We start from the raw sequence: 22,913 nt of genomic DNA on the forward strand, positions 1-22,913 counted from the left end.
TCAGTACCCCAGAAGCTTGAGAATCCACGCCGGAAGAGCGCTCGCCGGCACGGTCCCGGTATTCCCCTTCACCTGGCCGTTGGTACAGGTCTGATTGCCGGCGGGGCCGCCGTTGAAGGAATTACCGCACACGTTCACCGTGGTTGCGGCGCTGGCGGCGGTGACCGTACCCGTCATCAGCAGAAGAGCGGTAGCGCCCACCATTGCGATCTTCTTCTTCATCGCACACCTCGTTTCTCCGTCGGTACCAACCCAGTCTGGCGACCGGTGGAACGGCGCCGGATCCCGATCGACTACACCCCCGGGCAGTCAGGCCTGACCGAAGGACTGCTCGGGACGCTCCGGCACGCCGGCCACCCCCGGCATGAGGCGGTACCCTCACGCAGCCCGGATCGGACCGCCCCGCGACGGGCGGCCCGACGTCAACCGGCGGGCCGCGGAAGTCAACGAGTCGGCCTGTGCGAGCAATGCCGCGGCGGCGGGCCGCTTCTACCGTCGGTACCGCCGGCGGCACCCGCCGGCCGCGAGCGCGGACCCGTCATGTCCCGGCCGTGTGCCCGGCCCGGGCATCTCAGGAAGAAAGGTATGGGAAGCGTGTGACCGTCCTGTCCCGTATCGAGCTCTACCACGTGTCGGTCCCCCTCCCGGTGCCGTTCCGGCCTGCCTGGATCCCCGGCTATCCCCAGACCCACAACCGGTTCGACCTCATCCGCCTGGTCACGGACGACGGTGTCGAAGGGTGGTCGGCCGGGCCCGCGATGGGACGCGAACGCGCGGGTCTGGGCGACCTCGTCGGCCCCTACCTGCTGGGCCTCGATCCGACCGACATCGCCGTGGTGCAGCAGCGGCTGCGCGAGATGGCGTACCTCGGCCTGCGCAACGCCTGGCTGGAGCCGGCCTTCTGGGACGTGAAGGCCAGACTCGAAGGCCTCCCGCTGCACCGCCTGCTCGGTGCCGAGAGCGGCGACATCGGTCTGTACGCCTCCACCGGGGAGCTGCGCGCGCCCGCGCAGCGGGTCGAAGAGATCCGCCGCAGGGCGGATGAAGGTTTCACCGCCGTCAAACTGCGCGTGCATGCGCCCACCCTGGCCGAGGACATCGCCCAAGTCGAAGCGGTCGTCGACGAATTCGGCGACCGGCTGCGCATCGGAGTGGACGCCAACCAGGGCTGGCGGGTGACCGCGATCGCCGACGCCCCGCTGTGGGACCTGGATCGTGCCCGGCGGTTCGCCGACGCCTGCGCCGACCTCGGGGTCGCCTGGCTGGAGGAGCCGCTGCCGATGGACGACTACGACGCCCTGTCCGAACTCACCGCGGGGGCGCGCCTTCCGATCGCCGGGGGTGAGCTGCACACGGGCGGCTGGCCGGAACTCCGTATGATGATCCACCGTCGGTGCTACGACGTGTTCCAGCCCGACGCGATGTTCACCGGCGGAATCGCCCAGACCCTCAAGGTCGCCGAGGAGTGCCGCAACCACGGCGTCGCCTACACCCCTCACACCTGGACCAACGGCTTCGGCTTCGCCGTCAACCTCCAGCTGATGGCCGCCGTCGGCGACAGAGAAGGTCTGCTGGAGTACCCCCTCGACCCGCCGGCCTGGACGCCCCGGCTCCGCGACGCCCTGCTGACGGAACCGTTCACCCACCACCGGGGCAAGCTCACCCTGCCCGATCTCCCCGGACTGGGCTTCACCGTCGACCGGGCGGCGCTGCGCCGGTGGGGGCGGCGCACCTGCACCGTCACGGCGGGACGGCTGGCGCTGCGCACGCTGCGCGACAAGGGCCTGCGCGCCACCGCCGAACTCGCCCGCAACCGCCGCGGTTCCGCCCGCGAAGCACGGACGTGACCGTTCTCCGGCGACACGACCGTGGGTACGGGTTCCCGCAGACGGCCCCGTACGCTCCGTACTCCCGCGTCCAGGGGAACCTCTCTGCCATACGGTCACCTGATCTCCCTGGCTTCGGCCGGTCTGCGACGCCGGCCGAAGCCAGGGTTCGCCGACGGCCGGAGCCGAACCTGCCGTGCGGCCCGATCGGGCCGCCGATCGCGTCACGACGGGGTGTCTGCGGGGTGGTCATCGCTCCGGGCGGCCGATCACCGGATTCTCGGCGCCTAGGCTCGGGCAATGGAAGTCTGGCTGCTCAACCACCTGCCGACCTTCGCGCTCACCGCTGCGGTGGTCGGAGGGATCATCATCTTCGCGATGCTCGGCGATCTGCTCTGCCGCCACTGGTTCCCGAGCACCACCGAAGGAACCCACAACGACATGGTCGGCGTGGTGCTCTCCCTGTTCGGCGCGATATACGGAGTGATCCTCGCCTTCGTGATCGTCAACCTCTGGACCCAGCTGCAGTCGGCCGAGACCATCGTCGCCACCGAGGCGACCGCCACCGCACAGATCGTCCGCGACGCGAACGCGTTCCCGCCCGAGGTGCGGGACAAGGTCGACGCCGCCGTGGGCGACTACGTGCACGCCGTGGTCGAGCGTCAGTGGCCGCTGATGCGCGAGGGGCGCAGCGACTACGGGCGGACCGCGCCAGAGGTGGCGGCCCTCTACCAGGCACTCCAGTCGTACACACCGACCGATGTCCCCCAGCAGACCTTCCAGCAGCACGCCATCACCAGCCTCGACCAGGTGGTGGCGCAGCGCAGGGCCCGCATCACCCAGAGCGGCCAACAGCTCCCGACCCTGCTCCAAGTCCTGGTCTTCGGCGGTGCGTTGGTGATCCTTCCGCTGACGTTCCTGTACGGCCGCGAGGACCGGCGGATCGAGATCATCTTCGTCGGCGCGGTCTCCTCCCTCATCGGCTTCAGCCTGCTGCTGGTGCTGGTCCTCGACCGCCCGTTCTCCGGCGACCTCAGCGTCAGCCCGCAACCGTTCATGGACGGCGTGCTGGCCCAGTTCTGGCTGAAGCCGTAGGCCGGAACCTGCCAGGACCATCGGGTCCCGTCGTGGGCGGAACGGTCGTCACCGGGTGGGGAAGCGGCAGGCACAGGCGTCGTTCCGCTGCCCGATCGGGCGGTCAAGTAGGGCCGCACCCACACCCGAAGAGCCATCGGGCGTCACGGCACGGCGTGCGAACTTGGGCGTTCACCTTCACCGCCGCGACGACGCAGGAGACCTCTCGATGAAACCACTCGTACCCTCCTACGGGGTGACTGCCCGGCAGGTGCTGGGCAACCCACGCGTGTGGATCCTTCCCACCGTCCTGGTCGGCGTGGTGTCCTTCCTGCTGTCGATGCTCTACATGGGCGGGATCCTGAACCCGCGTACCGACCTCGACCGGCTCCCGGTGGCACTGGTGAACCTCGACCGGGGCGGCGCGGTCAACGGCCACCAGGAGAACCTCGGGGCGCAGATCACCGCGGGGATCGCCGCCACCGCCGCCACCGACCACCGCACCGACTGGCAGGTGCTGTCCGCGGAGGAGGCCCGCGACCGGATGGCCTCCGACAAGGTCTACGGCACCATCGAGGTCCCGGAGAACTTCACCACGGCAATCGCCGGGCTGGCCACCACGGGCCAGCAGTCTCCTCCCCGCCCCGTGATGCGGGTCCTGACGAACCCCGGCGCCGGAAGCCTGGCATCCTCCTTCGCCAGCACCGCCGCTCAGCAGGCCAGCCACCAGGCCTCGCAGCAGCTCGGCCAGAAACTGACCGAGGCCGTGCACGCCGCAGGTGTTCCGACCAGCAGCGCGGCGGCGCTGATGCTGGCGGACCCGGTGACGGTGACCGTCGACGTCGGGCACCCGATCGGATCCCACAGCGGACTGGGGCTCAGCGCGTTCTACTACGCCCTGCTGCTGGTGATGTCCGGCTTCCTCGGCGCCAACATCATCGGCAACGGTGTCGACGCCGCTCTCGGGTATGCGGACAACGAGGTGGGGCCGTGGCACACCCGGCGCCGCGCGGTACCCATCACCCGGACCCGCACTTTCGTGGTGAAGAGCACGATGAGCCTCGCCCTGGCCGCCCTCACCTCGGGCCTGATCATGGTGGCCACGATCGGTCTGCTCGGCATGGACGCCGACCACCTGCCGCTGCTGTTCCTCTTCTCGTTCTGCGCCAGCGCCGCCGTCGGACTCGGAGTGCAGGCGATCAACGCCGCCTTCGGCGGGCTCGGTCAGTTGATCAGCATGTTCGTCTTCATCGTGCTGGCACTGCCCTCTTCCGGCGCCACCATCCCGCTGCAGGCCCTGCCGACCTTCTACCGCTTCCTCGCCCACTTTGAGCCGATGCGCCAACTCAGCGACGGCGTCCGGGCGATCCTCTACTTCGACGCCAGGGCCGACGCGGGCCTGACCCGGGCCTGGACCATGATCGGCATAGGTACGGTGCTGGCCCTGATCCTCGGTTTCGGCATGACCGCCTACTACGACCGCAAGGGCCTGCGCCGCCTGGTGCCGGAGTGGCAGCAGCCCGGTGCCGACGCCGCCGGTGAGAGCAGCCGGGAGGGGAAGAGCGAAAGGAACGAAGAGGGCGGAGAAGCCGCCGTCTCCGGGTGAGCGATGACCGCACCCCCATGACTGTCGAGGGCCCCGGCCCGGCGCGATCCGCCGGACCGGGGCCTCCGTCTTCACGCACCCGGGCCCGGTAGCGGCTTGGCCTTCGCGATCACGCGATCGGCATAGCCGTTGGCGAGGCGGGGGGCGAGGCGGGCGAGAAAAGCAACCGTCCGGTTGGCGGCTCCCGGCACGATCACCCGCCGGCCGGCTTCGATGCCCCGGATGGTCTCCAGGGCCACCGAGTGGGCATCGGCCGGCCTGACGGTACCGGCGAGGGCCGCCAGCTCGTGGGGCTTGTACAGGTTCTCCATCGCCAGCTGCGGTGTGTCGACGTCGGCCGGATAGACACCGCTGACCTGTATGCCGTGGGGGCGCAGTTCCATCCGGAGGGCTTCGCACAGACCGCGCACCGCGAACTTGCTCGGCGCGTAGGCGGTGTAGCCGAACAGCCCGTACAGGCCGGCGGCGGAGGAGATACAGGTGATCGTCCCGGTCCTCCGGGCGATCATGGGTGGCAGCACGGCCCGGATCGCGTTCAGCGTCCCGAAGTAGTTGACCTCCATGTTCTCCCGGAAGAAGCCCTCCGTCAGCTCCATGAAGTACCCGGGGCGTACGGTGCCCGCCGAGGTGATCAGATGCTCCACGTCGCCGTGGGCCTCGGTGAGCGCGGCGACGGCCGCCGCGAGCTCCGGCCCGTCGGCGACGTCCGCCGAACGGACCGCGATCGGCGACAGGCCCGGCCCTTTCGACTCCTCCGCGAGCCGCTCGAGTCTGACGCGGTCCCGCGCGACGACCGACACTCTGGCACCGCGCCGCCGCAGCTCCCTGGCGAGCGCCAGGCCGATGCCGCTGGAGCCTCCGGTGATCAGTACGTGCCGGCCGTGCCAGATGGACTTCGACCGGGGAGTGGGCCGCATCGTTCACACCGTCCGCAGGGGGTTGGGAGCCGAATGGATTCAGTCCCGGCGATTCTGCCGAGCGCCGGGCGATCGCGGAAGACGGCAGCCCTGTCCCATTCGCAGGGCTCAAAGCACATGACCACCGCTTCATCCACTCCTACCTGCGGCCACACCAGATCACCGCCCGCATCACCCGCCGGAACATCGAGTTCTCCACTCGCGTCGGCATAGACTGCTGGGTGATCGAGCGGGCGGTGTCCTGGTTGGGCGGCTTCCGCCAGTACCATCGCCACTAAGAACGCATGGCCGCACACTTCAGAGCCCTCAGCTAATAGCTCCAGTGAGCCTCACAGCCCACGAAACGGCTGAGCTAAGCTGCGCACTGAGGGCCCAGTCGCGCCACGATATACATCGCACCGCGTGGTCGAAAGCCAAAACCGACCGGTCTGGGTGCCCTCTTTCAGCCGGTACGGCGAGACGGTGACCACTCCGCGGCGGCTTGACAAGCTGCGTCTGATGCCTGGAACAGCCTGCACCTGGAGGCGGTGGACTGGGCTTGATTCGCTTTGACGGACACCCCTGATCAGGGGCTTCGGCCCTGGTAAGGATGATGTCCATCATGGAGAGCATGGGGAAGAAGAAGCCACGCCCTCGGCGCTCGTTCACGCCGGAGTTCAAGGCCGAGATCGTCGAGCTGTGCCGGCGAGGTGACCGCTCGGTCGGCCAGGTGGCCAAAGACTTCGACCTGACCGAGACCGCGGTGCGCGACTGGGTGAAACAGGCCGAGGTCGACGCGGGCGAGCGCGACGGCCTGACCAGCGACGAGCGCGAGGAGCTGGCCCGCCTGCGGCGGGAGAACCGCCGGCTGCGCGAGGACGTGGACATCCTCAAGCGGGCCACGGCTTTCTTCGCGACCGAGACCCGGTGACGGTGCACCCGTTCATCGAGGCGGAGAAGCAGGCAGGCCACAACGTCAAGCGAGTGTGTGAACTGCTCCAGGTCTCCCGTACCGCCTTCTACGCCCGCCGCACCGCCGCCCCCGGCCCCCGTGCGGTCCGCGACGCACAACTGACCGAGAAGATCACCGAGGTCCACGCCGCCTCTCATGGCAGCTACGGGGCCCCGCGCGTCCACGCCACCCTGCAACGCGACGGCGAGCGGTGCGGGCGCCGCCGGGTCGCCCGGCTGATGCGCCTGACCGGCCTGGAAGGCCGGCACCGCAGACGTCGCCACCGCACCACGATCCCCGACCCACAGGCCGCCACCCGGCCGGACCTGGTCCTGCGCGACTTCCAGCCCCACCCGGCAGCCCTCGACACGCGCTGGTGCGGCGACATCACCTACATCCCCACCGACGAGGGCTGGCTCTACCTGGCCACCGTTATCGACATCGCCTCGCGCCGCGTCGTCGGCTGGGTCACCGCCGACCACCTGCGCACCGAACTGGTCGCCGACGCCCTGCGGGCCGCCTGCCACACCCGCCGCCCCAGCGGGCCGGTGGTGTTTCACTCGGATCGCGGCTGCCAGTACACCAGCCGTGAATTCGCCGATCTGGCAGGTGAGTTCGGCGTTCGACTCTCGGTCGGTCGGACCGGCCAGTGCTGGGACAACGCACTCGCCGAGTCCTTCTTCGCCACCCTCAAGCGGGAGCTGCTCGGCGACCGCCCCTGGCCCAGCCGGGCCGCAGCACGGACCGCGATCTTTGAGTGGGCCGAAGGCTGGTACAACATACGCAGGCTGCACAACAGTCTTGGCTACCGCAGTCCCGCCGAGTACGAGACCCTCCTGGCGGCCTGACCACCACACCAACGGTGTCCGTCAAAGCGGAGCAAGCTCAGACAGCCCCGCCCATGCGCAGCCTTCGACTGCCTCCACGCCCGACTCGGACGCTCCGGATCCCCCCAAGCGGCCTTTGGCGCGTACGCCACTGCGGAGAAGACGCTGGCGTCCACCCACACCGTCGCCCCGGCACGCCGGAAGGAGGACACCTGCAGCGCCCTATGCGGGTGAATTCCGACGACGCCCGCTGCGACATGCGGCCCACCAGTCTGACCCGAAGCGATTTGGCCACGGAACGAATCATCAGGATCTCGGATACCCACTCGAACCCCTCACGGCAGCACGCATACGATCGATCTAGATCTGCCCACCGAATCAAAGATCGTCAGGTTGCATCCGGCCTGGGAATCTTTTTTGTAAGATCTTTGAACCGAATCACCTTAGAAATATCGTTTGCCGGCACGAACCATCCCTCCAATCCGATGCACTGAGAGGGGAATTGGGGAGAAATCTCCACCTCGTATAGGTATTCCGGCTCAGAAATGAAGAAGGCTGTTACTTGATCGCCAATCACCGGCCCAATATTGATGTCACTGCGGTCTTCGACCATTGTCTGATACCAGGCCATATAGCCATCTTCATTATCTATATTAATTACATACAGGCCGGCGAGCGTGCCATCCTCCCCGGCCAATTCCGTAATATGTCCCGTATGGGACAACAGTGGCACATTGGATACGTTCACCAGTTGGTAGCTAGTCCAAGCATCTTCATCAGCAATCTTGACTAGAGCCTTTGACCAGTCTACCGAATATTGAACGACAATCGCGGTTGTGACAGCCGCCTTTTTCAGGATACTGCAGTCAACAATAACCCAACTTCCATCATGAAGCAGCAGGCTGCAATTTTCACTGTGCACTTCCGGCTCAACGGTCGGAACTATAGTCAATTGGTAGTACTCGGGATTCCCCTGATGGACCTGAACGCATAGTATTTGGTTATTGAGAGTGGCCACAGGGAGGGAGGACTGCCAGGAATTCCAATCGGTATCCGAAACAAGCCTCAAGTCATCGTTGTCGATTTTTACGATAATTCCTTCATTGTTCGGAAATGAACTAAGGAAGCAGCCATCCGATGGCTCCATTATGGCATCACTCAGAGTTACAAAATATTGCTCAACGTCGATTCCTTCGCCCAGCTTGGGAACTCGATAATATCCACTTTCACACGAAAGCCACCAGACCCCTTCGTGCTCATATACCTCGGCTCGAGGAAGTCTCGCTTTCCATACCTTGAGCATGAGATCCGGTCGCGCAATCACCGAGCCAGCTCGAGCGATCTGCAGCTTTGTTCTGTTTCGTATCAGGACAATATCCCCTTGATAGGCAAGGGCGCGAGCCTCTGCCGTCCACCCCGCCTTTGTCTCTGCGGGACGAACAAGGCTCTCTGCTACGCAATATGGCCCCTCAAAGTCCAGAACCAAGACAGAGTCTTCATTGTCATCATTGACCTGGATCTTCACTGTCAGCTTATCCGCTTTGGCCAATTTCTCATTGGCGACTTTTCGGTGCTGACTGCTATTGTCGTCATACGGCGCCGGATTGTTCGCCTGATTTTGAATTGCCTGCTGGTTATTGTAGGCAGTGAGCACCTGATTGTAGTTTGTCAGATTTACTTGATATGCCCGGTAATTATTGTAGGCAGTCAAGAGGGTCTGATATTGACCATCAAGGTCCATGAGCTGGTTTCTGATTGCGAGCCTATACTTGTTATACCAGTGGTCTGCGTCGGCCATGTTTGCGCTTGGACAGTTTCCGCGCCGCGATCCATTCCTCCTAACCTTGACCCAACTCGGTGTAAGCCCGGTACTTTCACTCTGAGGACTACCGTGCCAATCACCGCCTTGGTCGCCCCACTCGATTGACAAGTGATACTCGACTGCCGCCTGAGACGTGTACATGGTCATGGAATTTCCTGTTCCATAATTTTTATGGAAATGCCAGGTAATTCCGTTAGCGGTGAACTGTTGCGGTGGCCAAGACGCGGGAGGTACCAACGGCGGAGGTGGCCCCGGATGCTGGAGCGCTTGGGCTTGAGGTGGCTGACCGTACATTTTTCTTCTCCTAATGAAGGCGACCGATCCAAGCGTTCCTGCGGCCGCTGTCAGGGTGAGGGGATCCAATACTATCCCCAGCCCTTCCGGCAAAAAGGTCCGAACGGGCAGGCCCTGGTAGTCTTTGATTGCCCGATCGATCTCCTGCCCAGCCCAGATTCAACAAGGCGCTGTAATCGTTTTATCAACGAACTTCTGCAATTTTGGCTTCTGCCAGGTCGACCCCGGGGCGCCGGAAATGACCTTTCTCATCCCGGGATTCAATCGGCGTGCGCATTCTCTAATTGACCGGATATTGTGTGATTTAGACAATCTGCCGCCCCGATAAGGCGACGCTAGTCCGCCTGGCCGGCCCCGCCGTCGCCGTTCCCGCCTCCGGGCACGCGCGCGAGGTGGGAGCGGGCCTCGGCCACCGCCCGTTCGATGGTCCAGGCCGCCTTGTGGGCGTCCTTCGGCCGGTGGGCCGCCTGGACCTGGAGCCGGAAGCAGGCCGATCCGACCGGCGCCACCGGGAACTCGACCAGGAAGGCCAGCACGCCTTGCTGGAAGAGCAGGCGGTTGGTGACCCGGGCCAGCCTTTCGCTGCCGATGAGCAGCGGGACGATCGGTGAGGGGCTTCCCATGCATGTCAGGCCGCGTATGGACAGGCCTTCGCGCAGGGCGCGGTATGTGCTGTCCAGGCTGAGTCGGCGTTGGTGGCCTTCGGGTGATCGGATGACCCTGGTCGCCTCCAGGGCGACGGCGGCCTGGACCGGGGACATCGCGGTGGAGAAGAGGTGTGTGCCGCCGAACATCTTGACGTACTGCTTCACGGCCGGTGATGCGGAGGCCACGAAGCCCCCTTGGGAGGCGAAGGTCTTGGAGAAGGACCCCGTCACCAGGTCCACCCGGCCGAGCATGTCCTGGATGCCGAGAACGCCGGTGCCGCCGGGGCCGATGGCGCCCAGGTCGTGGGCGACGTCCACCAGCAGGGTGGCGTCGAACATCCGGCAGACGTCCTGGAGGCCTTCCAGGTCGGGCGAGTTGGCGTCGGCGGAGAACAGTGCATCGGTGGCGACGAGGATGCCGTTCCGGGTGTCGACGGATCTGATGGAGCGAAGGCGTGCGGCAACGGCCGGCAGGCTCAGGTGCTCGAACCGGTGGACGTTGCGGGTGGCGGCCCGTGCGCCTTGTTGGAGGGACGCGTGTGCGAGCCGGTCGATCACCACGTGGTCCTCCTGGCGTACCAGGCTCACGACGGCGCCGTAGCCCGCGGCCCAGCCGGTGGGGAAGAGGGTGATGTGCTCGTTCCTCAGCAGTTCGCCGAGCGCGTGCTCGAGTCCGCGGGAGAGTGGTGTGTTGCCCGCGGCCATGGGGGATCCGGGGCTGTGCGGCCCGTATTCGCTCAGGGCCTGCGCGGCGGCCTCGCGGATCGCGGGGTGGGAGCTGAGCGAGAGGTAGTCCTGGGAGCTCAGGTTGATGCCGTGGGCCACCTGTCCGGATTCGTCCGCCATCATCGCGGTCCTCCCCGGAGCCTTGTCCGTCGTCCTGGTGTACTGCCAGAAGCCGGTGCGGCGGCTGGCCCGTACCCACTCGTAGAATTCGTGGCTGCGCTGCAGGAGGTCGCGGCCGGCGGGGCGGTAGAAGTCGTGAGCGAGCCTGTCGAGTGCGTGGTCCTCATCGGCGCTCCGGCAGGCCTGGTCGGTCTCCGTTCCGGCCTCCCGGATCTCGGAGAGGGTGGTCCGTAACCGTTCGACGCCTTCGAGCAGGAGGTCGTGCAGCGCCTTGAGCTCCTTGTCGGCGGTCACGTCGGCTGCTCCGAGGCGGGTGAGACTGTCCCAGGGGATGTGGGTGGTGGCGGCACGCACGGATTCGGAGATCTCCCTGGCCGCCACCCCGATCCGCGCGGAGCACTCCAACAGCATGAGGCAGGCCGCCGGGTCGTGGCGGAGGATCATCTGGGGGGCGCGACCGCCCATGGTCCGCGCGGCCTCGTCGATCGCGGCGAGGATCGTGCCCGCCAGTTCGTCGTCCTCACGTGGCAGGAAGATTTCGTTCACCGTTGACTTCCTCTCGGACTGTCGCGACGCGGTCCGGCGGTTGGTCCCCCGGGGTCGCGGAGCTGTCATCGCGATGGTGCTGTGCCAGCCGTCGATGCCGTTGATCGACAAGGTCGGGTACACAGAGTAGGAAGCCCCGTACCGGCCGCACCGGAACCTTTAGGAGTCCGTAAGGCAGGGCTCATGTTCCGCATCGGTGGGCAGCTCGGTAGGCAGCCCCTGCCGGGGTCGGCGGGCAGTTCGGGGGCGGATCGGTCGTCTGCGGTTGCAAGGATCTCGGCGGTTGTCCCTCGTTCTTCTCGACCGAGAGGTCGGCCGGGCCGTCTCCGGCGGCTTGTCCTGGCAGTCGGACGCCGCGCGTCGGCGAGTTGCTGTTCCAGCAGGGCGGCGGTACCCGGCGGGACCTCGTACGGCGGTTGCGGTTCGGGGGCGGTCGTGCCTGCCGATCCATATACTTGACAACCTAAACAATCGATATTTACCATCATCGAGATACTTGATGATCTCGGCATCGATCGAGGTCACCGGTGCACTGGTCACCGGTGCACTGCTGCCATCACAGGAGCGACGCGATGAAGGCCCTCACCAGCCGCGCCTCCGGTCGAGACGGCCGACGTCCGCCACGGCGCGACGGTGCAGGTCCGCACCACCGCTGACGGCATCGGATCCCCGACCGGTCAAGATCGGCGCTCACTCGGCGAGCGCCTCTCCAGACGGCCCGACCGGGGACGGTCACCGCTCCCACCGGACTCGCCGAGGCCGGCGGGACGGCGATCGTGGCCTTCTGCAGCCTTCCACCCCTCGTCGGGCCACGGACGTCTCCCGGCGGCCGGCCCCCGGGGCCGTAGCCATGGCAAGAGCGTCATCGGTGCCCTCCGATCAACCACCTGTCGCCGTAGAAAGAGAGAAGTCATCATGCGTGTCGAAATCTGGAGTGACATAGCCTGCCCCTGGTGCTACATCGGAAAGGCGCGGTTCGAGCAGGGGCTCGCCGGGTTCGAGCACCGGGACGCCGTCGAGGTGGTCCACAGGTCCTTCGAACTCGACCCGCACCGGGAGCACGGGAAGGTCGAGCCGGTCATCCCGCTCATCGCCGCGAAATACGGCGCCACCGTGACGCAGGTCGCCCGCTCCGAGGAACGCATCGCCGAGCACGCCCGGGCGGAGGGCCTGGACTACCGGGCCGGCGGCCGGGATCACGGCAGCACGTTCGACATGCACCGGCTCCTGCACCTGGCGAAGGAACACGGCGCGCAGAGCCGGCTGCTCGAGCTGCTGTACCGGGCGAACTTCGCCGACGAGCAGTCCGCTTTCGGAGATGAACGGCTGCTCGAGCTGGCCGTACAGGCCGGCCTTGAGCGGGAGGAGGCGCAGCGGGTACTCGCCGACCGGACCGCCTACGCCGATGCGGTGCGCGAGGACGAGGCGGCCGCGGGGGCGTTGGGTGCGACCGGTGTCCCGTTCTTCGTCGTCGACGGCGCGGTCGGGGTGTCGGGTGCCCAGCCGCCGGAGGTCTTCCGGGCCGCGCTCGACGAGGCCTGGGGCAAGAAGGCCCGGCTGACGGTGGTCGGTCCGGGCGGCGATGCGGGGGACGGGTCTTGCGGTCCGGACGGGTGCCTCATCGTTTAGCCGCAGTACCCGGGGCCCGGCTTCACGGTCATGTGGCTTCCTGGCCCACCGGTTCGGGGAATGCGGGCGACCGTGCGGACCGCGAACCCCGGTTGACATCTGTATGAGCATTAACGGCTTCTGGTGCCCTTGCAGATGTGAAGCCGGGGTATTCCGGGGACCAGCCGCCGGGCCTCTCCGCCCTGGCCCTCGAGCCGCCGGAGGAGGGCCGCCCGGGTGGAATAAGCGCCGCGACGATCAAGAACCTCTGGGTCGGCATCGGTGGTCATCCTCAGCGGGCGGGAGGAAGCGCCATGTGCCCTTCCGGCCGCCCCGGCGCACCTTGGAAGTTTCAGTGGCGGACCTAGCATGTAGACGAATCCTCGGCTCGAGGTTCGGTTGATGCCGCAATCACGCGCCGCCGCAGATCAAAGTTCCGAGGCCGCATTGAATCCCAGAGGTCATCGCCATGGATATAGCGAAGTATGTCAAAAAATTCGATACGGCCGTAAAGGATAATGACTATCCACTCGCGATCCACTGGCTGAAGGAGATAGCCGGCGACAATGATCTTATGGCCCAGATACAAAGCCAGCCGGAGCTCGCAAGAATATTCTCCTGGAATGTGGCCATGCGATACGCGAGCAAGGAAGATTTCAAGACCGCGAATAAATGGCTCACATGGGGTGGATGGACCAAGGAAACCGTGAGTGAGCAGCCGCCGGAAAATCAAGGCGGCACGCACATGACCAGCGATGAAATTGCCCTTCTCTTCCCGGCCGCGGAAAAGTGAGAGGAAGGGGCGGTTAAATGGAGTCAGCCGAATGGATCAAGATACGCGAGACGCTCGCGCAATGGAGATGGCTCGGTGACGATCCTGCCAGCATCGCGGACAGAAAGCGAATCGGGGAACTTCCCGGCAATTTTAAAGATGTAGTCAGAAAATACACGGACCACACCTTCCTGATTCGATACTACTGCGCCTTTTTGAATAGTCGGGGAAATCCTGAATACGCTGCGATCGCGAGGGGGCTCACCCCGGACCGGATCAACGGATTCCATGCGACCAAGGGATGGCGTCAACCAGAGGTCAAAGCCTCCTATTCCCTCTTCCGGAGGGAAGTCAGTCGCCTACGATCTTCCTTCGATAGACACCCGGAGCAGATCAAGCAGCTGACAGATGCATATTTCAAGAATGTCACCAAAGGCCACGGGAGTGGCAAGCACGGCGTAGTGGTGAGTGAGCGGCTGGCAATAGCAGACAAATTCAAGCCGATCCTGCCCGGGCTCCTGGCCATCACGGACCTGATGGATCAGATGGCAAATACAAACGCCTTGCAGGGAAGCGACTATATTCGCGAGAAAAACGACTTCATCAATCCCTATGGCATGATCGAAAAACAGTTCGACGAACTGGCTCGGCGCACCGGGGATCTGCGCAGGGCGGCAAATGATCCCGCCGCCACGGAGGACGACGTCGCTGCCGCCATATCCGCTCACGATCTAGCGCTGAAGGGCCTGCAAGGCGCCGTCGGAAAAATATCCTCCGATTATCGCGAATCATTGATCGACCTGGCCAGGACCGTACATGCGGACAATCTGAGCGACACCAATCCTGGGCTCGCAGACAAGCTGACCCTCATTGCGTCGATCAACAGTACCATCCAGACCGCACTCGGTCCCCTTACGGCACTATTCCCTCCCTTGGCCATCATATTCGGGATCATGAGCGCCGGGACTGCTGGGCACAAGTATTACGCTACAAAGCAGGATGCTCGCAGACAGGTGGGCCGCGGGAACATCGATAAGATCTCCGAGTACGCGGCCCGGGAGACCGAGGGGAAGCTATCGGGCCGACTGGGTGCTGCGAGCACGGCACTGACGGTCGGGGACTATGCCCGAACGGGGGCATCTGGTTTTCTCACTCTCATGACGGCCATGGGCAGCCATACGCCCGGGCTGGGCCATGCTGCACATGTCGCCGGTCATCTCGCCAACGCGTACGGTCCTGCAGGCACGGGGCTCGATCAGGTGGATGAGCTCGCCGAGACCGCTCTGGACAGCGTTGCGGGCGAGACGGCACGGGCGACGACACGTCGCACCGTGCAACGCGACTTCCGGATGTTCCTTTCCAACATGACCGAGCATATTTCGGCCGCGCACGGGGCCGACGGCCATCAGTCCGGTGTCGAAGTCCTCCTGTCGCAGTACCCCCAGGAGGAGTTCTACTTTGATGCAGTTTTTGGCGATATTGAGTTGATCTGCACCGTCACGAAGGACGCGCTTCGCACGGGGAAGCGGGGAGATTCCGAGGCGAATACAGCCCTGGTGACCGCCTGGTGTACGGTCAAGATTTGGCCCACCAAGGGTCCTCGGGCCAAGGATCCGACCGATATCACCTACCTCCTCGGCTGGGACAACAGACGTGAGCTGACGTTCATGATCTCCGCCGAGGGGCTCGCCGTGAGCCTGGTCCACCCTCTCACCACGGCGCTCTTCGTCCCGGAGATCAACGACGGGATCCCGGGGTTCATATTCTTGGACCGCGATGTCGAAAGCCAGCCCCTGTCCGATGTGCACCCCTATTTTCGATTTATCAAGGAGGTCCGCCACGGGGATGGGACACTGCAGACCTACACGACCGATTACCATCTCTATGAAACCGAAGGAACGCATCCGATGGACATGGAGAGCATCGAGAGATGGGTGGAATACTTGAATGCACATCTGTATGGATGAACGGGATGGTAAGGCCACGGTGACGCCCTGGCCGGCTCCACGCCACAGCCGCCGTCGCGCCGCTCGCCGGGGTTCGTGCACCGGTCGAAGTGTCAGCCCCTGACTGATGGGCCCCCGACCCTGGGGGTTCCCGCCCAGACGAGTGACATGTGCCGAACCAGGCCATTATGTACGAACCAGGCCATTATGTAGGGGAGACCTCTCGGGAGTTTCCGGGTCCCGTCCTGACGTCAGGAGGGCGGCTGATGTACATGCCGGCGAAGCGTTCGAGCCGGGCCTCGCCGGGTGCGGCGGAAGGCACGGCGCCGGAATCCGGTCAGTCCTTCGTGGGGCGGGACGCCGAGCTCGAACTGCTTGCGGGCTGTGCCGTCGCCACGGCGTCCGGCGCTCCGCAGCTGGTGGTGGTGGAGGGCGAGGCCGGGATCGGCAAGACCTCCCTGGTGCGGCAGGCCCTGGCGGCGCTGACCGGCCACAGGGTGTGGTGGGCCGGCTGTGACCCGTCCGAACAGGACTGGCCCTACGGAGTGGTGGAGCAGTGGCTTCGCCAGGTCGATCCGGAACTCGTGAAGAAGTCGGTGGTACTGCGCGGCCGCCTCGGGCCGTCGGTCGCCCCGGTGGCGGTGGGCGTCGAACTGGTGGAACTGCTCGGCTCGGTCCAGGACCTACCACTGGTGCTGGTGGTGGACGACGTGCAGTGGGCGGACGACGCTTCGCTGCAGGTCCTGGGATCGCTGTTGCGGTGGCTGTGGCAGGAGAGGGTCCTCCTGGTGGCCACGTGCCGTACCGATCCGGCCGGCGCGGAGCCCGGGGATCCGTCGCAACGGTGGCGGCAGGGGACCTGGGCCGGGCAGACGCAGGTGCTGCGGCTGAGCGGGCTGCCGGAGGCCCAGGCGGGGCTGATGGCGGACGAGCCGCTGTCGGCGGCGGTGCTGCGCCGGCTGTGGGAGCACACCCGAGGCCACCCCTTGTACCTGCGGTCGATCCTCGCCTCCACCACGCCCGGTGACCTGGCGGATGTCGGGGCGGCTCTTCCGGTGCCGACGTCGTTGGCGTCCGCGGTGCGCCGCAGCCTGGAGCGGCTGCCTGCCGACAGCCGGGCCCTGGTCGAGGCGCTGGCCGTGTTGGGCATCCCCTCCCCCGTCGACACGGCGGCACGGATCGCGAAGCTGCACGAGCAGGACTTCGAGCCGGATCGGGCCCTGAGTCCGCTGCTGGAGGCAGGCCTCCTGGTCCGGGCCCGGCCCGATCCCGCCGGGCCCCCCGGTGCAGCCGTACCGGTGGGCATCGCCCATCCGCTCCAGCGTGACGCGATCTACCAGGCCATCCGCCCGGAGCGACGGCGTGCCCTGCACGCGGCCGCCGTCGGTGTCGTGGAGACCGATGCCGCCTGGGCCCACCGGGTCGCCTCCACCAGTCACCTCGATGGTCCGCTCGCCGAGTCACTCGATGCCGAGGCCGACCGGAACGCCCGCCTCGGTTACCTCGACCGGGCGGCGACGCTACTGCTCTGGGCAGCCGATCTCTCCGACAGACGTGAGCTGCACGAGCGCCGGCTCCTCACCGCCGCCGAGCACACCATCAACCTGATCAACCCCAGGGGCCTGCGTGCGGCCCACCCCTTGCGGGGGCCCGTCGAGCAGTGCGCCCCCTGTGCCAAGCGGACCCTGCTGCTGAGCTGCTACGTCTATATGGACGGCGACTATCAGGGCGCGGTACGGCTGGGCGAGCAGGCGTTGGCCGAGGCGGAGGCCGAAGGTGACCTCGCCACCCTGGCCCAGGCCCGGCTCCGGCTCGGGCTGGCCGTGTTCCAGAGCGGCGACGCACCACACTCCGCCCTCCTGCTGCGACAGGCCCTGCAGGACGAATCGGCGGGTACCGTGAACGACACACGCACCTACGACACGATCGCGACGCAGTTGATCCTGGGCAACACGTTGCTGTTCAGCCAGGGCCCGACGGCCACCTTGCGAGAACCGTGGATCGCCGCACTGCCCGCGGACCGTGCCCTGGCGCGCAGCAGCGGGCTCATCGGTCGCGGGACCTGTCTGCTCGCCATGGGGGATTTGCAGGCGGCGCGGCGTGACGTCGCCGCCGTCCTGGAGCCGGGCCGCAGTGATGCGCTTCCGCTCGCCCGGCTGATGGCCCTGATCCATCTGTCGGCCTGCCACTACCTGCTCGGGGACTGGGAGCTGGCCGCAGCCGCGTCCGAGCAGATTCTCGCCGAGGGCGACATCGGCGGCTTCCGGTTCCACTTCATCACCGCGCACGCGTACGCGGCGATCGTCGCCGGGGGGCAGGGCCGATGGCGGAGCGCCCAGGAGCATCTCGACGCGTCGCAGAGCCAGGTTCCCGTGCCGACCTTCTCCGATCAGTCGGGTCTGGCGGCCGCCGCCATCGCGCAGGGCCGCGCCGACCATGCGGCCATGCTCTCCGCTCTGCGGCCCCTGTACCGGGACGCCCTCGGCGACCTCGTCACCTGGCCGACCCATCAGTTCTGGCCCATGTGGACCGAGGCCCTCACCGCCACGGGCCAGCTCGACCAGGCCCGCGACGCCCTCGCCCACCTGTGCGGGCTCGCCCGGCGGACCCCGTTCCTGCGCACGGCCGCCGCCTTCGCCACCGGGCAGCTGGCCGAGGCCCATGGGGATCTCCATGCCGCTGCGGACGCCTACCACCGGGTCCTCGACACCCCGCTGCGCCCCGACGATCCTCCTTTCCACCGCGCCCGTCTCGAGGAGGCCGCCTGTCATCTGCACCATCTTCTGGGCGACCACCAGACTGCCGCCGTGTTCCTCGATCGCGCGCGTGCCCGCTACACGGCTCTCGGTGCGCAGCCGTTCCTCGAGCGTGCGGTCTGACCCGGTGAGGGTGCGATCCGAGCCGGTTCGGTGGTCCGTCGCGGGTTCGGGTCGCCCGGTGCCGCGGGCCGGGTGGAGCTGCTCGGTGGGGTCATCGCGGGTCCCGGTGTCCGGGGCGGGGTGTGTACGCAGGCGGGGTCGGTGAGGTTCTCGTGTCCGGGACGGACCGGTGCGGGTCCGCCGGGGCGGACCGGGGTCGGCGTCGGCGGGTGCTGCGGCGCCGGGCGGCTCGCAGCCCGGTCACGGCGACGGCGGCCGCGAGGGCGGTGGCGACGAGTGTGAGTGGATCGGGGCCGTCGTCGGCGAGCTTTCCGGGGTGCTCGGTCCCGTCCGGGGCCGGTCGGCCGGATCGGGTCCCGGTATCGGTGTCGTTCGTGCCCGTCCTGGTCGTCTGGAGGGATGGCGTCGGGCCGGTCGGGCTCGCAGGCGGGTGCGTCCGACGGGACAGGGTGTGGGGGCTGTGCGCGGACGTGACGGGTGGCGCGGGCACCGCGTACAGGTTGCCGGCGATGAGTCCCGCGGCGATCAGTTCCGGGAGCACGGGCAGCCCCTGTCCGCCCGGGTTCCGGCCGGGGCAGCGGCGGCGGCACGCGGCCCGGTTCGTATACCACGAAGGCTGTGAAATGGGTACATATGTCCCTATATTCTTCTGCCCGGGCGGTGGACTATCGTGGTGTGAAACCCCTCTGGGGCGATGCTGGAGCGATCCCCACGGCGGTGATCATGCAACTGAAGGTGATCATGCACCCGAACGAGATGCTGTCCCCCCGGGGCGTCCTGTACGACGGGACGGCGCTCCTGCACCTGGAAGGCGAACTCGACGCCTGCACGGCTCCCCTGGTGGAGTTCGCGGTCGCGGAACTTCTCACCCGGCGGCCGAACCAGCTCGTCGTGGACGTCGCCGGCCTCGATTTCTGTGATGCGACCGGTCTTCGAATCCTTCTCGCGGCGCGTGACAGCTGCTCGGCGCACGGTACGGCCTTCAGCCTGGTCGGCCTCCACCCGCGGCTTCGCAAGATGCTGGCCCTGCTTCAGGCGGCACGGCTCCTGGCACCGTCGGGTCAGGAGAACCTCTGCGCCGCCGAGGGCGACCCGCTCCACTCTCACGACTTGCTGCCGGACGTGCTCGCCCCGGTGCGCGGGACCAGCGCCACCTGAAGGTCCAGACCGAGCACGGCGGCGATGCGGCCGACCAGGGGGAATGTGAAAGCGGCCTGGCCCTCCTCCAGCCTGGCGATGGACATCTCCGTCATGCCGCTCTCCTCCGCGAGCTTCGAACGGCTCCAGCCGAGATCCTCCCTGCGCCTGCCTATGGCCTGCCCGAGCTCCTCGACGCAGCGGACTCCGTCGAAGGTCATGAGCGTTGCACCGTCGCGGGTGCCGGGAGGGATTTCGTCACTCATTCTGGGTTCCTCCGCTCTCCGGTGAGACCTACTGGATCTTTCCGGACAGAAAGACGGACGGGGTGCATGCGGCGTTGCTGTTCCGGCAGTCCACGGCGATGACCACCTGATCGCCCGGGCCGAACCGGATGGGTTCGACGAAGTGCAGGTCGTAGCTGCGGAAGTTGTCCAGCCCCAGCGGGAAGAGCGTTGAGTCACCCCGCCGGATCTGCAGATAGCCGCTGTCCCCGTTGGGGTTGGAGACGAGGATGTCGGTGATGAGAAGGGATTTGCCCGAGGGGACCGCCTGGCTGTTGAAGGTCTTGAACGTTCCGGGGTCGCCGGCCGGTGTGTCGGTCGAGATGGACACGTCGGCGGGGGATGAGGGGGGTGAGGTGGAGGTGTTGGACGGGGCCTGCGTCGATCCGCCGCCCGTTGTGCCTCCCCCTGCGACGGTGCCCCCGCCCTGGGTGGCCTGCGCCCCTGCGCTCGCGGCGGGTTGAGTGCTCTTACCGGTCGCACCGGAGCTCTGGTTGGTGCCGCCGGCACCCTGGCTCGCCCCACCGGAGGCTTTGGCGCCTTGGCCGGCTCCCGCCGACGGCTGGGTGCCCTGGCTGGCTCCCGCCGACGGCTGCCCGCTCGGGCTCGCCCCCGGGGACGGCTGTCCGCTCGGGCTCGCGCCCGGGGACGGCTGGGCGCTCGGGCTCGCGCCCGCGCTGGGCGAGACGCCGGTGCCGGGGGAGATGGGCGCGCCGTTCTGCACCTGGGTCTTCAGGGTCGGTTTGAGGACGGTGAACCAGAGGATGGCGAAGGCGATCGACAGGGCGATCAGTGCGGCGAGCGCGCGCGGGAGCCAGGCCGGGAGGATCTGTTCCTGGACCATCGCCGCGTCGGCGGTGACCGGGGGGAACCCGTCGCCGGTGACCACCGCCTGAAAGGGGTGGGTCTTCTTCGTCCCTTTGAGGAATCGTTTCTTCGGTATGACGCGGACCGGGACCAGGACCGCGGCGCCGGGCGGGATCGTCAGCGAGGTGCGGCGAACCTTGAACAGCAGCTCGTTGTTCGGGTTCACCATGCTGATGGTGACCGGCATCGGCGTGTTCCCGTGGTTGTCCACGGCGAGCCGGTGACGCGCACGGAAGGACCCTCGTGAGCCGTGCGGGATGAACTCGGCGGCGACCTCGGTGAAGGCCGCGACGGTGACGGTCCCCTCCTCGACGACCGAGCCCTCGGGGTCCTCCCGCGAGACGGCGCGCACGGCGAACGGGATCTCACCGGCGAGGACGTCCGATGACTTCGGCGGTTTGAGGACGAGGCGGGCCTCCCCCTCGTCCCCGGGGTAGAGGTTGATGATCTTGGGCTCGACGGTGGCCCAGTCGCCGAGGTCTCCGACGACGGACAGCGTGAACTGATCGACGGTCGCACCCGTGTTGCGCAGCTGGAGGTCGAGCCCGGCCTCCCGACCGGGCTCGACCTCCAGTTCCGTGCTGCTGAGGGAGAGGTCGATGCCCATAGCGTCAGTGTTCCGTCCGTGACGGCGGATACGGGAGCGGCGGAGGGTACCGCCACGGGCATCACCCTCTGCCCGAAAGACCCGGCATCAGCGGCGGGAGGAGGCCGTGGTGCCGGACAACAGCAGCGCCCGGTGGAGCGGGGGCGGGTCGCCGGGCATCCCGGTCAGATACCACTGCATCCGCACGAAGAACTGGAGGATGCGCCGTGCCCGCGCCAGCAGGTAGCCGGCCAGCGGGAGTTCGACCAGGGCGGCGGACAGGACGGAGACGGTGAAGTCGCCCGTACCCCAGGCGAGCATCACGTCGAACCAGGCGTCACAGGTCAGCAGGACGGCTGCCGCCAGTCCCCAGGGCACCACGAGCTGTCTGCCGCGCCAGCCGTACCAGGCGGTGGCGGCGAGCGTGGCGAGCAGCGCGAGGTCGAATCCGACCCAGGCCGCCCGCCACTGCCGGGACTCGTACCGGATCGGCAGGGTCGCGGCGAGATAGGCGATCCACGGGACCAGCGCGGCGCAGCAGAGCAGCAGGGTGAGCAGGGCGGCCCGGCGTCTGCGCGCGGCCCGGCGGGCGAAGTCCGGGCCCATGATCGCGGTCAGGTCCACCCTGCCGCAGTGCGGGCAACTCTGCGGTTCACTCGTCATCATGTTTCCGGTGTATCGGCCGGATCGGCGGAATCCGGCACCGGCCGGCCGGATGGCGTCCTCGGGGGCAGTGAATTCGGCGCGGGGGGTTGCCCGTAGGGCTTGGGGCTGGTCGTCCGTCGTCCTCATGCTGGGGATCGGGTCATTGTCACCGGATATTCGCTAGAGGATCTCATGGCGGAACCCCAGGCGTTCGAGGACGAGCGGTCGTCGGCCGGTGTGTCGCGCCGCCGGGGGGCTTCGCTGCGCCGGAACGCGGTCCTGATCGCGGTGGCGGGTGTTCTCACGGCCGGGGGTGTGGCGATCGGTGTGCTGTCCGCGACCGCGGCGGCCGTCGGGACGGTGAGTGGGTGGGGCAGCGATGCCGCGGGGGAGCTCGGTGCGCCGCCCAGCCTCAGCGGGGTGGCTTCGGTCGCTGCGGGGACCGGGTTCAGCCTGGCGTTGAAGAGCGACGGCACGGTCACCGGGTGGGGCGACAACGCTTCCGGTGTCCTGGGTGTGCCGGCGGATCTGGGTGATGTGACGGCCGTCGCGGCGGGCGATGACTTCGCGCTCGCGCTCAGGAGTGGCGGCACGGTCAGGGGCTGGGGCCGCAACGGCGTCGGCCAGCTCGACGTCCCCACCGACCTGAACGGCGTCACCGCCGTCTCCGCAGGCGACGGATTCGGCCTCGCCCTCAAGAGCGACGGCACGGTCAAGGGCTGGGGCCGCAACGACCTCGGCCAACTCAACGTCCCGGCCGACCTGAACGGCGTCACCGCCGTCTCCGCAGGCGACGGATTCGGCCTCGCCCTCAAGAGCGACGGCACGGTCAAGGGCTGGGGCCGCAACGACC

The 22,913-nt window shown here is 67.1% G+C and carries 16 protein-coding genes and 2 pseudogenes; 11 read left to right on the forward strand and 7 right to left on the reverse strand.

The features are described 5' to 3' along the window. Positions 1–222 (reverse strand): hypothetical protein, encoded by a 222-nt coding sequence (locus tag AB0D08_RS11445; protein WP_033821469.1) that lies wholly within the window; start codon positions 220–222, stop codon positions 1–3. A 374-nt stretch (positions 223–596) separates the two neighbouring features. On the opposite strand from AB0D08_RS11445, the gene AB0D08_RS11450 reads away from it, so the two are divergent. From AB0D08_RS11450 to AB0D08_RS11460, 3 genes are all read left to right on the forward strand, one after another. Then, entirely contained in the window at positions 597–1,847 is a 1,251-nt protein-coding gene (locus AB0D08_RS11450) for a mandelate racemase/muconate lactonizing enzyme family protein (protein ID WP_359887884.1), read from the forward strand. Positions 1,848–2,126: 279 nt separating this feature from the next. Further along, positions 2,127–2,921: a DUF4239 domain-containing protein gene (locus AB0D08_RS11455; RefSeq protein ID WP_359887887.1), complete on the forward strand. Its 795-nt coding sequence runs from the start codon at positions 2,127–2,129 to the stop codon at positions 2,919–2,921. Positions 2,922–3,129: 208 nt separating this feature from the next. Further along, complete coding sequence (locus tag AB0D08_RS11460) at positions 3,130–4,506, forward strand: DUF3533 domain-containing protein (protein WP_063794307.1); 1,377 nt, start codon at positions 3,130–3,132, stop codon at positions 4,504–4,506. A gap of 71 nt (positions 4,507–4,577) precedes the next feature. On the opposite strand, the gene AB0D08_RS11465 is transcribed toward AB0D08_RS11460, so the two are convergent. Beyond that, positions 4,578–5,423 carry an SDR family oxidoreductase gene (locus AB0D08_RS11465; protein WP_359887890.1) on the reverse strand — a complete coding sequence of 282 codons (846 nt, stop codon included), beginning with the start codon at positions 5,421–5,423 and terminating at the stop codon, positions 4,578–4,580. 610 nt (positions 5,424–6,033) lie between these two features. Here AB0D08_RS11465 and AB0D08_RS11470 point away from each other — a divergent pair. Next, positions 6,034–6,312 (forward strand): annotated as a pseudogene (locus AB0D08_RS11470) (transposase); the annotation flags it as partial. Positions 6,313–6,329: 17 nt separating this feature from the next. Continuing rightward, positions 6,330–7,202, forward strand: coding sequence for an IS3 family transposase (locus tag AB0D08_RS11475; protein ID WP_359887893.1), 873 nt, complete (start codon positions 6,330–6,332; stop codon positions 7,200–7,202). Between the two features lie 367 nt (positions 7,203–7,569). Here the strand turns inward: AB0D08_RS11475 and AB0D08_RS11480 are convergent, their stop codons facing one another. Continuing rightward, positions 7,570–8,922 carry a hypothetical protein gene (locus AB0D08_RS11480; RefSeq protein ID WP_359887896.1) on the reverse strand — a complete coding sequence of 451 codons (1,353 nt, stop codon included), beginning with the start codon at positions 8,920–8,922 and terminating at the stop codon, positions 7,570–7,572. A gap of 710 nt (positions 8,923–9,632) precedes the next feature. Then, a complete protein-coding gene (locus AB0D08_RS11485; RefSeq protein WP_051812008.1) occupies positions 9,633–11,336 on the reverse strand; it encodes an aminotransferase class I/II-fold pyridoxal phosphate-dependent enzyme in 1,704 nt (567 codons plus the stop codon). A gap of 915 nt (positions 11,337–12,251) precedes the next feature. Here AB0D08_RS11485 and AB0D08_RS11490 point away from each other — a divergent pair. The 5 genes from AB0D08_RS11490 to AB0D08_RS11510 all read left to right on the forward strand — a co-directional run bounded on the left by AB0D08_RS11490 (position 12,252) and on the right by AB0D08_RS11510 (position 19,699). Beyond that, positions 12,252–12,965, forward strand: coding sequence for a DsbA family oxidoreductase (locus tag AB0D08_RS11490; RefSeq protein ID WP_359887899.1), 714 nt, complete (start codon positions 12,252–12,254; stop codon positions 12,963–12,965). Between the two features lie 448 nt (positions 12,966–13,413). Further along, the gene (locus AB0D08_RS11495; protein WP_149038021.1) at positions 13,414–13,737 is read left to right on the forward strand and encodes a hypothetical protein; all 324 of its coding nucleotides are present in this window, start codon (positions 13,414–13,416) and stop codon (positions 13,735–13,737) included. Positions 13,738–13,754: 17 nt separating this feature from the next. After that, a complete protein-coding gene (locus AB0D08_RS11500) occupies positions 13,755–15,683 on the forward strand; it encodes a hypothetical protein (protein ID WP_359887902.1) in 1,929 nt (642 codons plus the stop codon). Between the two features lie 149 nt (positions 15,684–15,832). Beyond that, positions 15,833–18,541 (forward strand): AAA family ATPase, encoded by a 2,709-nt coding sequence (locus AB0D08_RS11505; protein WP_359887905.1) that lies wholly within the window; start codon positions 15,833–15,835, stop codon positions 18,539–18,541. A 723-nt stretch (positions 18,542–19,264) separates the two neighbouring features. Next, positions 19,265–19,699 carry an STAS domain-containing protein gene (locus AB0D08_RS11510; RefSeq protein WP_359887908.1) on the forward strand — a complete coding sequence of 145 codons (435 nt, stop codon included), beginning with the start codon at positions 19,265–19,267 and terminating at the stop codon, positions 19,697–19,699. On the opposite strand, the gene AB0D08_RS11515 is transcribed toward AB0D08_RS11510, so the two are convergent. The 3 genes from AB0D08_RS11515 to AB0D08_RS11525 all read right to left on the reverse strand — a co-directional run bounded on the left by AB0D08_RS11515 (position 19,645) and on the right by AB0D08_RS11525 (position 22,081). Beyond that, positions 19,645–19,944, reverse strand: coding sequence for a helix-turn-helix transcriptional regulator (locus AB0D08_RS11515; protein ID WP_051812006.1), 300 nt, complete (start codon positions 19,942–19,944; stop codon positions 19,645–19,647). The two genes, AB0D08_RS11510 and AB0D08_RS11515, sit on opposite strands and share 55 nt — an antisense overlap. Positions 19,945–19,972: 28 nt before the next feature. After that, positions 19,973–21,436 carry a hypothetical protein gene (locus AB0D08_RS11520; protein ID WP_359887911.1) on the reverse strand — a complete coding sequence of 488 codons (1,464 nt, stop codon included), beginning with the start codon at positions 21,434–21,436 and terminating at the stop codon, positions 19,973–19,975. A gap of 87 nt (positions 21,437–21,523) precedes the next feature. Next, positions 21,524–22,081, reverse strand: a complete 558-nt coding sequence (locus tag AB0D08_RS11525) for a hypothetical protein (RefSeq protein WP_199520284.1) — start codon at positions 22,079–22,081, stop codon at positions 21,524–21,526. A 171-nt stretch (positions 22,082–22,252) separates the two neighbouring features. Here AB0D08_RS11525 and AB0D08_RS11530 point away from each other — a divergent pair. Continuing rightward, positions 22,253–22,913: pseudogene (locus AB0D08_RS11530) on the forward strand (hypothetical protein); the annotation flags it as partial.

The sequence above is a fragment of the Kitasatospora sp. NPDC048540 genome, from assembly GCF_040651175.1.
Lineage (GTDB): Bacteria > Actinomycetota > Actinomycetes > Streptomycetales > Streptomycetaceae > Kitasatospora.

Coding starts and splice junctions, on each gene's coding strand:
- AB0D08_RS11515 (WP_051812006.1), bottom strand. CDS start 19,944: ATGAGTGACGAAATCCCTCCCGGCACCCGCGACGGTGCAACGCTCATG.
- AB0D08_RS11495 (WP_149038021.1), top strand. CDS start 13,414: ATGGATATAGCGAAGTATGTCAAAAAATTCGATACGGCCGTAAAGGAT.
- AB0D08_RS11480 (WP_359887896.1), bottom strand. CDS start 8,922: ATGGACCTTGATGGTCAATATCAGACCCTCTTGACTGCCTACAATAAT.
- AB0D08_RS11465 (WP_359887890.1), bottom strand. CDS start 5,423: ATGCGGCCCACTCCCCGGTCGAAGTCCATCTGGCACGGCCGGCACGTA.
- AB0D08_RS11525 (WP_199520284.1), bottom strand. CDS start 22,081: ATGATGACGAGTGAACCGCAGAGTTGCCCGCACTGCGGCAGGGTGGAC.
- AB0D08_RS11460 (WP_063794307.1), top strand. CDS start 3,130: ATGAAACCACTCGTACCCTCCTACGGGGTGACTGCCCGGCAGGTGCTG.
- AB0D08_RS11510 (WP_359887908.1), top strand. CDS start 19,265: ATGCAACTGAAGGTGATCATGCACCCGAACGAGATGCTGTCCCCCCGG.
- AB0D08_RS11445 (WP_033821469.1), bottom strand. CDS start 222: ATGAAGAAGAAGATCGCAATGGTGGGCGCTACCGCTCTTCTGCTGATG.
- AB0D08_RS11490 (WP_359887899.1), top strand. CDS start 12,252: ATGCGTGTCGAAATCTGGAGTGACATAGCCTGCCCCTGGTGCTACATC.
- AB0D08_RS11520 (WP_359887911.1), bottom strand. CDS start 21,436: ATGGGCATCGACCTCTCCCTCAGCAGCACGGAACTGGAGGTCGAGCCC.
- AB0D08_RS11500 (WP_359887902.1), top strand. CDS start 13,755: ATGGAGTCAGCCGAATGGATCAAGATACGCGAGACGCTCGCGCAATGG.
- AB0D08_RS11455 (WP_359887887.1), top strand. CDS start 2,127: ATGGAAGTCTGGCTGCTCAACCACCTGCCGACCTTCGCGCTCACCGCT.